12 protein-coding genes are annotated in these 13,326 nt (G+C 73.2%); 4 read left to right on the top strand and 8 right to left on the bottom strand.

Annotation, left to right across the window (positions count from 1 at the left end):
• Window positions 1-2: 2 nt before the first annotated feature.
• Together ACLJT4_RS03280 and ACLJT4_RS03275 are read right to left on the bottom strand one after the other, a co-directional pair.
• Window positions 3-494 carry an SRPBCC family protein gene (locus ACLJT4_RS03280; RefSeq protein ID WP_411120895.1) on the bottom strand — a complete coding sequence of 164 codons (492 nt, stop codon included), beginning with the start codon at window positions 492-494 and terminating at the stop codon, window positions 3-5.
• A 182-nt stretch (window positions 495-676) separates the two neighbouring features.
• Window positions 677-1,453 carry a metallophosphoesterase gene (locus tag ACLJT4_RS03275; RefSeq protein ID WP_016573912.1) on the bottom strand — a complete coding sequence of 259 codons (777 nt, stop codon included), beginning with the start codon at window positions 1,451-1,453 and terminating at the stop codon, window positions 677-679.
• A 262-nt stretch (window positions 1,454-1,715) separates the two neighbouring features.
• On the opposite strand from ACLJT4_RS03275, the gene ACLJT4_RS03270 reads away from it, so the two are divergent.
• Window positions 1,716-3,512 (top strand): AMP-dependent synthetase/ligase, encoded by a 1,797-nt coding sequence (locus ACLJT4_RS03270; protein WP_411120894.1) that lies wholly within the window; start codon window positions 1,716-1,718, stop codon window positions 3,510-3,512.
• A 90-nt stretch (window positions 3,513-3,602) separates the two neighbouring features.
• Here ACLJT4_RS03270 and ACLJT4_RS03265 read toward each other — a convergent pair whose 3' ends face one another.
• Window positions 3,603-4,745, bottom strand: coding sequence for a glycosyltransferase family 4 protein (locus tag ACLJT4_RS03265; protein ID WP_411120893.1), 1,143 nt, complete (start codon window positions 4,743-4,745; stop codon window positions 3,603-3,605).
• Window positions 4,746-4,943: 198 nt separating this feature from the next.
• On the opposite strand from ACLJT4_RS03265, the gene ACLJT4_RS03260 reads away from it, so the two are divergent.
• Complete coding sequence (locus tag ACLJT4_RS03260; RefSeq protein WP_411120892.1) at window positions 4,944-6,311, top strand: glycosyltransferase 87 family protein; 1,368 nt, start codon at window positions 4,944-4,946, stop codon at window positions 6,309-6,311.
• Here ACLJT4_RS03260 and ACLJT4_RS03255 read toward each other — a convergent pair.
• From ACLJT4_RS03255 to ACLJT4_RS03235, 5 genes are all read right to left on the bottom strand, one after another.
• On the bottom strand, window positions 6,268-7,662 hold the full coding sequence (locus ACLJT4_RS03255; protein WP_411120891.1) for a hypothetical protein: 1,395 nt from the start codon (window positions 7,660-7,662) through the stop codon (window positions 6,268-6,270). The genes ACLJT4_RS03260 and ACLJT4_RS03255 overlap by 44 nt on opposite strands.
• Before the next feature lie 52 nt (window positions 7,663-7,714).
• A complete protein-coding gene (locus tag ACLJT4_RS03250) occupies window positions 7,715-8,803 on the bottom strand; it encodes an NlpC/P60 family protein (protein ID WP_411120890.1) in 1,089 nt (362 codons plus the stop codon).
• A gap of 236 nt (window positions 8,804-9,039) precedes the next feature.
• Entirely contained in the window at window positions 9,040-10,065 is a 1,026-nt protein-coding gene (locus tag ACLJT4_RS03245; RefSeq protein WP_411120889.1) for an NlpC/P60 family protein, read from the bottom strand.
• Window positions 10,066-10,371: 306 nt separating this feature from the next.
• Entirely contained in the window at window positions 10,372-11,745 is a 1,374-nt protein-coding gene (locus tag ACLJT4_RS03240; RefSeq protein WP_411120888.1) for an NYN domain-containing protein, read from the bottom strand.
• Between the two features lie 18 nt (window positions 11,746-11,763).
• A complete protein-coding gene (locus ACLJT4_RS03235; protein ID WP_016573920.1) occupies window positions 11,764-12,003 on the bottom strand; it encodes a hypothetical protein in 240 nt (79 codons plus the stop codon).
• Between the two features lie 203 nt (window positions 12,004-12,206).
• On the opposite strand from ACLJT4_RS03235, the gene ACLJT4_RS03230 reads away from it, so the two are divergent.
• Complete coding sequence (locus ACLJT4_RS03230; protein WP_411120887.1) at window positions 12,207-12,938, top strand: rhomboid family intramembrane serine protease; 732 nt, start codon at window positions 12,207-12,209, stop codon at window positions 12,936-12,938.
• Entirely contained in the window at window positions 12,935-13,216 is a 282-nt protein-coding gene (locus ACLJT4_RS03225) for an Lrp/AsnC family transcriptional regulator (protein ID WP_016573922.1), read from the top strand. The genes ACLJT4_RS03230 and ACLJT4_RS03225 overlap by 4 nt, the downstream gene beginning before the upstream one ends.
• Window positions 13,217-13,326: the final 110 nt, after the last annotated feature.

Here is a 13,326-nt window from a genome sequence, read left to right as displayed (position 1 = left end):
GGTCAGTGCTTCTCGGCCTCGTCGGAGGGGGTGCCCGCGGCGCCGGACGCCGTGGGGCCGCCCTCGACCCGCTTCTTCAACCCGGCCAGTGCCCGGTCGATGATGACCTTCTCGGCCTTGCGCTTGATCATCCCGAGCATCGGGATCTTCACGTCGACGGTGAGCCGGTAGGTGACCTCGGTGCGGACGCCGCCGTCCAGCGAGGCGAGCCGGTACGAGCCGTCCAGGACGCGCAGCATCTGCGACTTGACCAGCGACCAGCTGACCTCGTCCTCGCCGGTCCAGGTGTAGGCGAGGGTGTGGTCGTCCTTGATGGCGCCGGCGTCCAGCACCAGGCGCACCTTCTCCGCGCGGCCGCGGTCGTCGGTGGCCAGGATCTCGGCCTCCTTGACCTCTCCGGTCCACTCCGGATAGCGGGCGAAGTCGGCGATCACTCCCATCACCTCGGCCGGTGCCGCCTCGATCGTGATGTTCGAGCTGGTGTGTTCGGCCATCGCCGTGACTCCTCCATGCCGATTCGTGCCGGTCCGCCGACCCTTCCCCAGCTCGCCACTCTGGTGGCGCGGGGGAGACCCCATGACGCGGTGTCTGTGCTGCTGAAGGCTACCGCGCGGGGGAACCCGGACCGACACCAGCGGGCCCGCCGGACGGCCCGGCCGCCCGGCGGCCGCCGGCCTCACCACTCCAGCACGTAGGGCCGGCCGGTCGCGTTGAAGTGCCCGACATTGACGCATTCCGTGCCGCCGATCCGGACCCGGCGGACCAGCGGCTGGTGGACGTGTCCGAAGAGGGCGTAGCGCGGCCGGGTGGTGCGGATGGCGTGCAGCAGGGCGGCGCTGCCCCGTTCGAAGCGGCGGGCGACGGTGTCGTAGCAGAGGTCGGGGACGTCCGGCGGGATGTGGCTGCACAGCACGTCCACGTCGCCGAGCGCCTCGACCTTGGCGGCGTACTCGTCGTCGCTGATCTCGTACGGCGTCTTCATCGGGGTGGTCAGGCCGCCGCCGACGAAGCCGAAGACCCGGCCGCCGATCTCGATCCGCTGTCCGTCGAGGACGGTGGTGCCGGCCCCGGCGTACTCGGGCCACAACCGCGGCATGTCGACGTTGCCGTAGGTGGCGTAGGTGGGGGTGGGGAAGGCGGCGAAGAGGTCGGCGTACTGGCGGCGGACCGCGGCCTCGATGACCGCCTCCCGGCTGACGCCGGTGCGGTCGAGCTCGGCCCAGAGCCGGCGGCCCAGCGCGCGGGCCTCGTCGTAGCGGCGGGCGGTGCGCAGCTCGACGAGGGCGTCGGCGTTGGCGACGCCGAAGAGGTCGGGGAAGATGCCGCGCGAGTGGTCCGCGTAATCGAGGAAGAGGACGAGGTCGCCGAGGCAGACCAGGGCGTCGGCCCCGTCCCCGGCCGCCGCCAGGTCCCGGCTGTTGCCATGGACGTCACTGACCACATGCACGCGCATGGCGTCACCCTAGATCGCTGCGGGCGGCGGCGGGAGGCCCGTTGGTTACTTTCGGGTCACCTCGGCGCTGGTCTAGTCTGCGCGTGCAGTCCCCATGACGTGTCCGCAGCATGTGACGCATCGAACATCTGGCCGCAACCCCCTATCCCAATAGCAATACCGATGGGTAACGTCCGGCCCGTCCAATCCCCCCGCATGATCATGGACCGCAGCCGGTGCGCACACAGCGTCGTGGTGCCGGCGCTTTCGAGGAGCAGCAGTCTTGCGCGAGTTCAGCCTTCCGGCCCTGTACGAGGTCCCCGCGGACGGCAATCTGACGGACCTGATCCGCCGCAACGCCGCACAGTACCCGGACGTCGCGGTCCTGGGACGGAAGGTGAACGGCACCTGGCAGGACGTCACCGCCGCGACCTTCCTCGCCGAGGTCCGGGCCGCCGCCAAGGGGCTGATGGCCGCCGGGATCCAGCCGGGCGACCGGGTCGGTCTGATGTCGCGCACCCGTTACGAGTGGACGCTGCTGGACTTCGCCATCTGGAGCGCGGGCGCGATCACCGTCCCCGTCTACGAGACCAGCTCCGCCGAGCAGATCCAGTGGATCCTCGGCGACTCCGGCGCGGTGGCCGTCCTGGTGGAGAGCCCCGCCCACGAGGCGACGGTGGAGTCGGTCCGCGACCGGCTGCCGGACCTGGCGAACATCTGGCAGATCGAGCGGGACGCGATCGCCCGGCTGCGCGCGGCCGGTGACGACATCACCGACAAGGCGGTCGACGAGCGCAGCGCGCTGGCCGACGCGGACTCCCCCGCCACCATCGTCTACACCTCCGGCACCACCGGCCGCCCCAAGGGCTGCGTGCTCAGCCACCGCAGCTTCTTCGCCGAGTGCGGCAACGTCGTCGAGCGACTGCGCCCGCTGTTCCGCACCGGTGACTCCTCGGTCCTGCTCTTCCTGCCGGTGGCGCACGTCTTCGGCCGGCTGGTGGAGGTCGCCTCGGTGATGGCGCCCATCAAGCTGGGCCACGCGCCGGACATCAAGAACCTCACCGACGACCTGGCCTCCTTCCGGCCGACGATGATCCTGGGCGTCCCCCGGGTCTTCGAGAAGGTCTACAACTCCGCGCGGGCCAAGGCGCAGGCCGACGGCAAGGGCAAGATCTTCGACAAGGCGGCGGAGACCGCGATCGCCTACAGCCGGGCGCTCGACGCCCCCGGCGGGCCGTCCTTCGGGCTGAAGCTCAAGTACAAGGTCTTCGACCGGCTGGTCTACGGCAAGCTGCGGGCGGTGCTCGGCGGCCGGGCCACGCACGCCATCTCCGGCGGCGCCCCGCTCGGCGAGCGGCTGGGCCACTTCTACCGCGGCATCGGCTTCACCGCCCTGGAGGGCTACGGCCTGACCGAGTCCTGTGCGGCCACCGCGTTCAACCCCTGGGACCGGCAGAAGATCGGCACGGTCGGGCAGCCGCTGCCCGGCTCGGTGGTCCGGATCGCCGACGACGGCGAGGTGCTGCTGCACGGCGAGCACCTGTTCACGGAGTACTGGAACAACCCGACGGCCACCGCGGAGGCGCTCTCCGACGGCTGGTTCCACACCGGTGACCTCGGCACCCTCGACGAGGACGGCTACCTGGCCATCACCGGCCGCAAGAAGGAGATACTCGTCACCGCGGGCGGCAAGAACGTCGCGCCTGCCGTCATCGAGGACCGGATCCGCGCGCACGCGCTGATCGCGGAGTGCATGGTGGTCGGCGACGGCCGCCCCTTCATCGGCGCGCTGATCACCCTCGACGAGGAGTTCCTGCCCCGCTGGGCCGAGGAGCACGGCCACCCGGCCGACGTGACGCCCGCCCGGCTCGCCGCCGACCCCGAGCTGTTGGCCGCCGTCCAGCGCGCGGTCGACGACGGCAACGCGGCGGTCTCCAAGGCCGAGTCGGTCCGCAAGTTCCGCATCCTGCCGACCCAGTTCACCGAGGAGTCGGGGCACGTGACGCCGTCGCTGAAGCTCAAGCGGAACGTGGTCGCCAAGGACTTCGCCGAGGAGATCGAGGCGCTCTACCGCGGCTGACGGCGCACCCGCCGGCCGGTGCCCCGCACACCGTCAAGGGGTGCGGGGCACCGTACTTGCGGCCCGGGGGAAGAGCTCACCGCACGGGGCCTACAGCAACTCCCGCAGCCGCTCCGCCAACAGGTCCCAGCGCCACTTCTCCTCCACCCAGGCGCGGCCCCGCGCGCCCATGGTGCGGCGCAGCTCGGGATCCTTGAGCAGGGCGACGATGCGCTCCGCGGCGGCCGTCGGGGACCCCCCGGGGACCACCCAGCCGGTCTCGCCGTCCAGGACCGCGTCGGGCGCACCGCCCGAATCCCCGGCCACCACCGGCAGTCCGGTCGCCGACGCCTCCAGGTAGACGATGCCCAGGCCCTCGACGTCCAGCCCACCGCGGCGGGTGCGGCAGGGCATCGCGAAGACGTCACCGGCGCCGTAGTGGGCGGGCAGTTCCTCCCACGGGACGGCACCGGTGAAGCGGACCGCGTCGGCGACGCCCTTCTCCATGGCCAGCGCGTGCAGGTGCTCCTCGTACGGCCCGCCGCCGACCACCAGCAGCACCGCGTCCGGCACCGCCGCCCGGATCGCCGGCATCGCCTCGATGAGGGTGTCCTGCCCCTTGCGCGGGACGAGCCGGGAGACGCAGACCACGACCGGGCGGTCGGCGAGCCCGAGCCGGGCCCGTACCGCCGCGCCGCCCGAACCCGGGTGGAAGGTCTTCTCGTCGACGCCGGGCGGCAGTTGGACCATCCGGGCGGCGGCGTCCGGGGTGAGCGCGGCGGCGATCCGCGAGCGGGTGTACTCGCCGAGGTAGGTGAGGGTGTCGGTGCCCTCGCCGATCCGGCGCAGCAGCTGCCGGGCCGCGGGCAGCTGCGCCCAACCGGCCTCGTGGCCGTGGGTGGTCGCCACGATCCGGCGGGCGCCCGCCGCGCGGAGCGCCGGCCCCATCAGCCCCAGCGGCGCGGCGGCCCCGAACCACACCGAGGAGCAGTCGTGTTCGCGCAGCAGGGAGACCGCCCGCCGGGTCACCCGCGGTGTCGGCAGCAGCATCGTGGTGGCGTCCCGGACCACCGGGAACGGCTGCTCGGCGTCGAACGCGGCGGTGGCCGCGCGGCCCTCCGCGCTCCGCTTCCAGGTGGAGGCGTAGACGACGACCCGGTCCGGGTCCAGCCGCAGCGCCATGCTGTGCAGGAACGCCTGGATTCCACCGGGCCGGGGCGGGAAGTCGTTGGTGACGATGAGGGTCTTGTGCACGGTGGTCTCTCGGCGCTCGGTGGTCTCTCGATGGGCGCGCTCGCACGACGCACGCGGCGCGGAGCGGCCCGGGCGGTCCTGGGCCGACAGTACCGGGTGGCCGGACCGGACCGGGCGGGGCGCCCCGCCACGCCCGCACCGGGCTGCCCGACCGCGGCCCGGCCCGCCCGGCATCATGCAGGCACGACGACCGACGGGATGACGATGACCAGCACCGACAGCAGGACGGGCGGGGCAAAGGACGCCGCGCGGCACACCGCGGCGGGCCACCCCGCCCGGAGTTCCCGGGCCGCCCGCACCGCCCGGTCGACGGCGGCGGCCTGGGCGGTCTGGGCCACCACCCGGGCGCTGCTCCTGCTGTGCGTCTTCCGGGTGCTGGTGCTGCCCGGCCCGGACGTCACCACCGACGTCGCCGGGATCTACCGGGGCTGGGCGGAGGTCCTGCGGTCCGGCACCTTCCCCTTGGGCGACGTCACCTGGCAGTACCCGCCGGCCGCCGCACTGCCCGTCCTCGCCCCCGACCTGCTGCCGTTCCTCCCCTACGCCACCGCTTTCTTCGTCCTGGTGCTGGCCGTGGACGCGGCGGCGCTGGGCCTCTTCCTACGGGCCGGTCGCGCACCGGGGCACCGCCGGACCGGGGCCTGGGCGTGGATCGCCGGCGTCGCCCTGCTCGGCCCGACCTCCTACGCCCGCTACGACCTGATGGTGGCGGCGGTGGCCGCGGCCGCGCTGTTCGCGGCCGCCCGCCGGCCGCGCACCGCGGGCGCGCTGATCGCCTGCGGCGCGCTGCTGAAGGTCTGGCCGGTCCTGCTGCTGACCGGGGCACCCCTGCGCGGGAGCCGGGCCCGCGCCCTGTGGTCGCACGCGGCGGCCTGGGCCGCGGGGCTGACGCTGGTCGCGGTCCTGGCGGCGCCCGGCGCGCTCTCCTTCCTCACCTTCCAACGCGACCGCGGCACGGAGGTCGAGTCGCTCGGCGCCCTGGTCCTCCATGTCGCCCGGCACGCCGGCTGGCCCGGCGAGGTGCAACTCCACTACGGCTCGCTGGAGTTCCTCGGCCCCGGCGTCCCCCTGGTGAGCGCCCTGGCGCTGGCGCTGACCGGTGCCGCGCTGGCCTGGCTGGTCCACTGGCGGCTGCGCGCCGGCCCGCTCGCCCACGCCGGCCCCGCGGTGCTCTGCGACGCCGCCTTCACCGCCGTGCTGCTCTTCACCACCACCAGCCGGGTCATCAGCCCGCAGTACCTGCTGTGGCTGGTCGGGCTGGCCGCGGTCTGCCTGACCGTGCGGGCGAGCCGGCAGGGCCTCCCGGCCGTGCTGGTGCTGCTGGCCACCGGGGTGACCCTGCTGGAGTTCCCGGTCTCCTTCGCGGACGTGGTGGCCAGCAACGCCCGGGGCATCGCGCTGCTGGCGCTGCGCAACGGCCTGCTGGTGGCCGCCTGCCTGCTCGCCTGCCGCCGGCTGCGCACCGCCACCGGCCGCGGCCGGACCACGGGGCCGACCGGGCTGCCCGGCGCCCGCGCCTCGCTCAGCGCAGCTCGCGCCGCACGTACGCGCGCCACATCGCGGTGAACTCGCTCAGCCCGACGCCGAGTTGTTCGCGCATCGCGCGCTCGACCAGTCCGCTGCGCCCGGTCGACCGGGCGCTGCCGCCGCCCACCGTCGTCGGGGCCGGGGCGGTGGGGACCGCGGGAGCGGCGGTCCGGGCCTCCATCGGTGCCGTCACCGGGCCGGCCGCGGCGGAGCGCAGCCCGCGCCGCCCGGTGTCCCGGTAGAACGCGATCAGTCGGTCGTCGCCCCACTTCCCGGCGATCAACCGGCAGGCCAACCAGCCGCCCTCGTACGCCTTGGCCAGCCGCTCCGCACCGGCCCGGAAACCGAAGTCGGCGTCGCCCGGCAGCCGCGCGGGCAGTTGGCCGGCCGCGACCGCGCGGGAGAGTTCCGGCGCGGTGGTGGTCGGCCGGCGGTGCACCTCCCGATAGGCGACCCAGTCCGCGAACCCCTCGGAGAGCCACAGCGGGGTGGCGGGCGTGGTGAGCGCACGGGTGGCGACGTGGGTGGTCTCGTGGGTGAGGACGACCGTGCGGCCCAGGTCGTTGAGTTCCTCGTACGCGTCCGGATTGACGATCACCCGGTCCGCGGGGGCCGCGGTCGACGCGCCCGCCTCCCCGGTGGTGACCGCCGCGATCCCGGCATACCCGGACGGATCATCACCGCCCATCAACTGCGCCATCCCCTCGACGGTGTCGGGCGCCTCCACCACCACCTTCCCCGCCCACTTGCCCTTCCAGACCGCGGAGACCGCCGGCACCGCCGCGTCCACCCGCTTCGCCAGGTCGTGCAGCCGCGCCTGGTCCCCGGCCCCGCCCAGGACCAGGCTGTGCCGACCGCGGACCAGCCGGACCGGCCCCTGGTCCCACAGCTGACGGGTGCCGCCCTTGCCGTCGGCCGCACCGTCGGAGTCGGAGCTGACCAGCCAGCGCCCGTCGCGTTCGGTGAGGGTGAGGTACTGGAAGCTGGTGACCGGCGCGGTGTCGAAGCCCTTCAGGCGGTAGCGCAGCCGGACCTGCGCCGCCAGCCGCCGGCCGCCGCCCATCGGGAGCGGGAAGGCGCCGGTGGACACCAGGTCGTAGCGCCAGTCGGCGAGCGGCACGGCGGCCAGGTGGTCGAGGACCGCGCGCTGGCGGCTCCGGAAGCCGGTCGCCTGTGGGTCGACGGAGGCCAGGAAGGCCGCGGTGTCGTGCCGGCGGACGGCGTCGGCCCGCGCGTCGAGCATCTGCTGGGCACCCGGGTACTGGTCGGTGGGCCCGTCCGCCGGGGCGCAGCCGGTGAGCTGGACCAGCAGGGCCAACAGCGGCACCGCGCAGCCCGCCGCCCGTGCGGCCCGCCACGGCCGCCTGCCTCGCGCCCTGTGCTCCGCCATGCGGCCGATCGTAAGGGCGCCCCGGCCGGGGCAACACCGCAGGGGGCGCGGCTCAGGGGCGGGTGATCGCCGAGATCGGCATCATGCCGACCGGGTCGTAGCGCACCCGGGCGCCCGGATAGGGCGCGTGCACGACCTGCCCGTTGCCGACGTACATCCCGACGTGACTGGCGTCCGAGCGGTAGATGACCAGGTCGCCGGGGCGGGCCTCGGACAGCGGGATGCGGGCGCCGGCGCCGCGCTGCGCCTGGGAGGTGCGCGGCAGCGAGACCCCGGCCTGGTTGTAGGCCCATTGGGTGAGCCCGGAGCAGTCGAAGGCCGAGGGGCCGGTGCTGCCCCAGGCGTAGGGGGCGCCGACCGCGGCGCGCGCCGCGGCGACCGCCGCCGCGGCCCGGCCCGAGCCCGCCAGGACCCCGGACAGGTCGGGGATGATCTCGTCCCGACCGTCGCTGCGGGAGGCCCGCTCGTAGGCGGACCGGGCGCCCGAGGGCAGGGCGTTGAGCAGCCGCCGGGCGGTCGCCAGCTTCCGCTGGACGTCCTTCTTGTGGTGGGCCACCTCGGCCCGGCCGATCTCCAACTGGGCCAGCTTGCGGGCCGCCTCCCGGCGCTGCTGCTCCAGCTCCCGGGTCGCGGCCTGGAGCCGGTGCAGTTCGTGCGCCTGGGCGCCGCTCAGCCGGTCCAGCGCGGACGCCTTCTCCAGGTAGCCCTCGGGCCGCTCGGAGAGCAGCAACCGGACGGTCGGGTCGAGCCCGCCGGACCGGTACTGGGCGGCGGCCACCGCACCGAGCCGGGCCCGCAGCCGGTTGACCCACTCCTGGGTGCGGGCCGCGCGGTCCTGGAGGGCCGACACCTGGTCGCGCAGCTCCTTGGTGCGGGCGTTGGCCCCGTTGAACTTCTCGGTGGCCCGCTCGGCCTCCTCGTAGAGCTTGCCGACCCGGGCGGTCGCGCCCTCCCGGTCGGTCGCGTCGGCGCTGTGCCCGGCGACGGCCGCTCCGGTGGCGCCGGCGCGGGCTCCGGACGGGTCGGCGCTGGCCGGCTGGGCCGACAGCGCTGCGGCCGCGGTCGCCAGGGCGGCGGACAGCACGGTGACCGAGGCGAGGGTGGTCTGGCCGCGCTGCGAGGTACGGCGATGGGACACCACGAGGGCCGCAACTCCTTCCGTGTGCAGCCCCTGTCCGTCCGGGCGGGACGGTCGGTGATCCGGCAGCTGCGAGGGCAGACAGTAACCGCGCCGCGGCACCCCGGCCAAAGCCCGGTTCGGGCCCGCAAAAAGCCGCTCCGCCGGTGACTTCGCAGGTCACCGGCGGAGCGGCAGGTCAGCGGCACAGGCCGCAATTCGCCCGATCGGGCGGCAGGTTGCAGGTGTTGTGAGGCTTGTCAGACCCGCACGCCGAACTGGAACGGCATGTTGTTGATCGACTCGTAGCGCACCGCGGCACCCGGCTTCGGGGCGTGCAGCACGGTGCCGTTGCCGGCGTAGAGGCCGATGTGGTGCAGGTCGCCGTAGAAGAGCACGAGGTCGCCCGGCTTGAGGCCGCTCTCCGAGTAGATGCGGCTACCGGCGTTGGCCTGCTCCTGCGAGGTGCGCGGCAGCGACTGGCCGGCCTGCGCGTACGCCCAGGACGTCAGGCCCGAGCAGTCGAAGGAGGACGGGCCGGTCGCGCCCCAGACGTACGGGGACCCTATCTTCGACTGGGCGGCGGACAGGGCGGCCGCACCGCGCTGCGAGGCGGGCACGTCGTCGCCGAGGTTGACCCGGTCGTTGCTGCGGTTGGCCCGGTCGTCCGCGGCCTGCATGGCCGCGCGCTCCTTGGCGGTGAGCGTGTTGAGCAGCTCCTGCGCCTTGGCGAGCTTGCCCTTGATCTCGTCCTTCTTGTCCCCGAGCGACTTGCGGGTCTCGGAGAGGTCCTGGATCTTGCTCGCGGCCTCGGCGCGCTCCTGGGCGAGCTGGCGCTGCTTGTCCGCGATGGTCTTGAGCTGCTCGGCCTGCTTGCCGCTCAACTGGTCGAGGGTGGCGGCCTTCTCAAGGTACGTGTCCGGGTCGCCGGAGAGGAACAGCTGGACCGACGGGTCGATGCTGCCGCTGCGGTACTGGCCGGAGGCGATCGCGCCCAGGCCCTTGCGGAGCTGGTTCAGGTCGCCCTGGCCGCGGGCGACCTTGTCCTGGAGGTCGTCGACCTCTTTTTGGAGCTTGTTCTGCTGCTCCTTGACGCCGTTGTACTTCTCGGTGGCCTGCTCCGCCTCGTTGTAGAGCTTGTCGACCTCGGACTTGACGTCCTTCTTCGACTGGCTCGGGTCGGCGTGCGCCGCCTGGGACGAGAGGGCGACGGCCGCGGCTGCGGTCGCGGTGAGCACGGTCACGCGAGTACGGCTCGGCTGCTTGGGTCGACGGTGGGACGCCACGGGGGCGAGCTCCTTCTTCCTCCAGCCGCCTACCGGGAGTGGGGGGAGCTAAGGCCCCGGCTCCGCGCGAACACCACGGACTCGGCGGTACCTCCACTGACCATCCCGGTTGGATAATCACCTGTATGAAGGTTCGAGGCCCGACCTTAGTAACCGAGTTGTGATCGCTTCAAATCCTCCCGGGGAAAAACTGCACCGGGAGCCCCATCTTTTACCAACATCACACGGCCTGTAAGCGGCATTTGACGCTCCGATACGAAGCGCAACCGGTTTCCCCGGACGCCATTCCGGTCAACGGTGGAAATGTCAGGTTCGCGCAAGTCGCTTGAGCAGCAGCACCGATGCGACCGGCCGGGCACCGGCCTTGGCGACCCCGTCGGCCACCTCCCGATCCGAGGAGACCACCACCACCGGGCGGCCCGACGGCTCCGCGCGAACCAGCTGACGAATCAACTCGTCGGCCGTCACGCCCGCCTTGCTGAACAGCACCCGCACCCCGCGCGGCGGCGCCAACAGCACCGGCGCGGCCAACTCCGCCCCGTCGAAGACGCAGGTCATCTCCGCACCGGTCTGGGCCGCCAGCACCGCCAACCCGCCCAGCAGCCGCAGCCGCTGCTTCTCCAGAGGCATCGTCGGGTAACCGGTCTTGGTGACGTTGTAGCCGTCCACCACCATGTGCGCCTGCGGCAGCGCCAACAACTGGTCCAACAGCGCCGGATCGGTCTCCGACAGCGCACGGGTCGCGATGTCCTTGGGCGTCATCCGGCCCGGCGCGACCGCGTCCACGGTGTCCGCCGGCCGGCCCGCGGCGGGCGGCAGCGCCAACTCGCGACGCAGCCCCTGGGCCGCGTCCAGCACGGTGTCCAACAGCAACCGCAGGCGCATGTCCTCGACGCTGCGGCCCTCGCGGGAAGACCGGCGACTGGCCTCCAGGGCCGCCTCGACCTCCGCGATCCGCGCCTTGAGCCGGCGCAGTTCACTGTCGGCCGCGGCCTTCTCGACCACCGCCCGCTCCCGGACCTCGCCCAACGCCGCCTCGGCCTTGCGGACCGCCGCCTCCCCGCGCCGCACGTCGCTGAGGGCGCTGCGCAGCTTCCGCTGGAGCGACTCGGTCTCCCTGCGGGACGCCTCCAGGTCCGCCCGGACCCGGTCCGCCTCCGTACGGGCCTCGCCGCGCGCCTGCGCCAACTCCTCGCGCAGCCGAGCCAACTCCCGCTCGGCCTCCTGGCCGGCCCGCTCGGCGCGCGCCCGCTGCGCCTCCTCGCCGGCCGCCGCCACCAACTTGACCCAGCCCTCGGGACGCAGCACGTACGCCGCGGCCGCCACGTCCAGCGGATCGGCCGCCGCCGGCGGGGTCCCCTGCTCCAGCGCCTCGGCCAGCTCCGGCTGGGCCTCCCGGAACTTGCCCGCGATCCGCTGCCGGAAAAGCGCGTCGCCCTCCAGCGCCGCGGCCATCGCGTTCCCCGCGAACTTGGCCCGACGGGTCGGGGTGAAACGGGCGTACTGCCGCAGCGGAGGCGGCAGTTCGGCGACCGTCAACGCCCCGAACCACTCCGCGGTGAGCGCCACCACACGGCGCCGCACGCCCTCGGGCAGTGGCTGGTCGAGCACCTCGTCGGCCACCCCTCCGGGCGCGTCCGCACGCTCCGCCCCCGGATCCCCTTCTGGACGTTCCACCACGGCTGCATCGCTCCGATCTCAGGCGCTCGCGCCCGGACGGTCCACCAGCTCGATCTGGTCAACCGCGTTGCACCAGCGGCAGCGCACCGACTCGACGGTCTCGCTGACGACCTCGCGCTCCTCCACCGACGGCTCACCGGCCAGATCCAGGTGCACGTACTCCACCACCTTGGACCGGCGGGTCACGTCGAACCGGGTGAGGTTGCCACAGAGCGTGCAGCGCCACCGGGTCGTCGCAGTCGGCAGGGGAACAGCCATCGTGTCGTCCTCTTTCGTGCTCGTCGTGCTCGTCGTGCTCGGCCAGCGGTGCGGTTCACGCGGTACGCCGTCGGACTGCGGAAATACGCAACGTACTGCCTGTAACCCTACGGCCTGACAGCGGGCCGGCGCGGGCCCGCCCGACTGCCGGGACGCGGCGAGGCGCTCTGTCCCGTGTGCCCGCATTGCGCCATGATCACTTCATGACGGCGCCGGCCCACCCCGCCCGCTCGCTACGCGCGGTGTTCTCACGGATGACGAACGTGCTGATCGGACTGTGCTGCGCACTCTTCGTGCTCGGCCCGGTCTCCGGCCTGAACCACACGTACGGCACCGGAGACGCACTGCTCCACGCCCAGAACAGCTACTTCGCGCACTGGGGCGTGATTCCGCTCGATCTGTGGAGCGGCGCACCGCGGGCCCTGCTCACCCCGCTCACCGCACTGTTCGTGCACGGCAGCTGGCTGCACCTGCTCGGCAACGTCCTGTTCCTGTACGTCTTCGGCAGCATGACCGAAGCCCGAATGGGACGCCTGCCCTTCACCACCTTCTACCTGACCGTCGGCTACCTCGCGCTGCTGGGCTACGCGGCCGCGCACGCCAGCTCCGACCAGACCCTGGTCGGCGCCTCCGGATCGATCTCCGGCGTGCTCGGCGCCTTCCTCTTCCTCTTCCCCCGGGCCCGCGTCACCAGCCTCTTCCCGTTCCTGTTCTTCCTGCCGCTGCGCTTCCCGGCCTGGATCGTCCTGCTGTTCTGGTTCTCCCTCCAGTGGCACGCCGCCCGCCACGACCCGGCCGGCCCGGGCGTCGCCTACCTCGCCCACGTCGTCGGCTTCGCCCTCGGCTTCCTCTACGCATGGGCCCGCTACGGGCGGGATACTGTGGGTGCCACCAGGGACAACGGAGTGTCGGCCGAGGGAGAGAGCCAGCCGTGATCACGTCGATCGTGCTCATCAAGACCAGCGTGGACCAGATCCCGGAGATCGCCGAGCAGATCGCCGCACTGGAAGGCGTCAGCGAGGTCTACTCCGTCACCGGCCAGCACGACCTGATCGCGATGGTGCGCGTCGCCAACCACGACGACCTCGCCGACGTCATCCCCGGCCGAATCAGCAAGGTCCCCGGCGTCGCCTCCACCGAAACGCACATCGCGTTCCGCACATACTCCCAGCACGACCTGGAAGCGGCGTTCTCTATTGGCCTCGATGCGTAGGCGCTGCGCTGGGCTTCGTCGAACGTAGTCGGCGTGCCCGCCGTGGGGGTTGTTGTTTGCGCCTGCGGCGCGGGGCGTTGTCCGCTGCGCGGGGCGTTGTCCGCTGCGCG

This window comes from Streptomyces sp. x-19, from assembly GCF_046549115.1.
GTDB lineage: Bacteria > Actinomycetota > Actinomycetes > Streptomycetales > Streptomycetaceae > Streptomyces > Streptomyces albulus_C.
This window is presented reverse-complemented; position numbering and strand designations above follow the sequence as displayed.

What these genes read in the sequence shown, in the direction of transcription:
- ACLJT4_RS03280 (WP_411120895.1), bottom strand. Translation starts at nt 494, where the DNA reads ATGGCCGAACACACCAGCTCGAACATCACGATCGAGGCGGCACCGGCC.
- ACLJT4_RS03275 (WP_016573912.1), bottom strand. Translation starts at nt 1,453, where the DNA reads ATGCGCGTGCATGTGGTCAGTGACGTCCATGGCAACAGCCGGGACCTG.
- ACLJT4_RS03260 (WP_411120892.1), top strand. Translation starts at nt 4,944, where the DNA reads ATGACGATGACCAGCACCGACAGCAGGACGGGCGGGGCAAAGGACGCC.
- ACLJT4_RS03255 (WP_411120891.1), bottom strand. Translation starts at nt 7,662, where the DNA reads ATGGCGGAGCACAGGGCGCGAGGCAGGCGGCCGTGGCGGGCCGCACGG.
- ACLJT4_RS03235 (WP_016573920.1), bottom strand. Translation starts at nt 12,003, where the DNA reads ATGGCTGTTCCCCTGCCGACTGCGACGACCCGGTGGCGCTGCACGCTC.
- ACLJT4_RS03230 (WP_411120887.1), top strand. Translation starts at nt 12,207, where the DNA reads ATGACGGCGCCGGCCCACCCCGCCCGCTCGCTACGCGCGGTGTTCTCA.